Source organism: Burkholderia sp. Ac-20353, assembly GCF_017104785.1.
Taxonomy (GTDB): Bacteria; Pseudomonadota; Gammaproteobacteria; order Burkholderiales; family Burkholderiaceae; genus Burkholderia.
In genome coordinates, this window is sequence record NZ_JAAGPL010000542.1 from 1 (window position 1) to 710 (window position 710).

Sequence of the window (710 nt, forward strand, 5' to 3'; positions counted from 1 at the left end):
TCTCGCGCGCGGGGCGCTGCGCACGCTTTTCGGCTTCGGCGCGGCCGATGTCGAGCAGCGTGTGATAGCGCACGCCCGACGGGCAGGTCGTCTCGCAGTTGCGGCAGCTCAGGCAGCGATCGAGATGCTGCTGCGTCGTATCGCCGACGGGCTCGCCCTCGAGCATCTGCTTGATCAGGTAGATGCGGCCGCGCGGCCCGTCGAGTTCGTTACCGAGCACCTGGTAGGTCGGGCAGGTCGCGTTGCAGAAGCCGCAGTGCACGCACGAGCGCAGGATCGCTTCCGCTTCGTCGGCCCGCGCAAGGGCCTTGCTTGCTTCGCTGAGATTGGTTTGCATCGGCAGATCGCTTGAAAGTCGGGCCTGGAAGTCAGGCTTCGAGGTTGGGCTTCGAGATCGGGCTTAGAAATCGGCGTACATGCGCCCGGATGGCCGCCCCATGGCGCGGCGATGCGCTGCAGGTCGGCCGGATCCGCGTCGCTCTTCAGCCAGCGCTGCGCGCCGCCCCAGTCGAGCAGCGTCGCGCCCGGCAGCGCACAGGGTGGCGACTCGAGCGGCGCGGCGGACGGCACCGACAGGCGCCACAGCGGGCGCGGATCGTCGAAGAACGGTAGCGCACACTCGCGCAGCTGCGCCCAGAACGCGTGATCCATGTCGTCGCCGCCGATCGTCGCGCGTGCCGCGTTCACCGAGCCGGCGCCGCCTTCGAGCC

The 710-nt window shown here is 69.4% G+C and carries 1 protein-coding gene and 1 pseudogene; both read right to left on the reverse strand.

The window, feature by feature from the left end; translation table 11 throughout:
- On the reverse strand, window positions 1-337 hold a 337-nt coding region (locus G3N94_RS41850; protein WP_205799975.1), incomplete at its 3' end, for a 4Fe-4S dicluster domain-containing protein.
- 89 nt (window positions 338-426) lie between these two features.
- Window positions 427-710 (reverse strand): annotated as a pseudogene (gene glcE / locus G3N94_RS42840) (glycolate oxidase subunit GlcE); the annotation flags it as partial.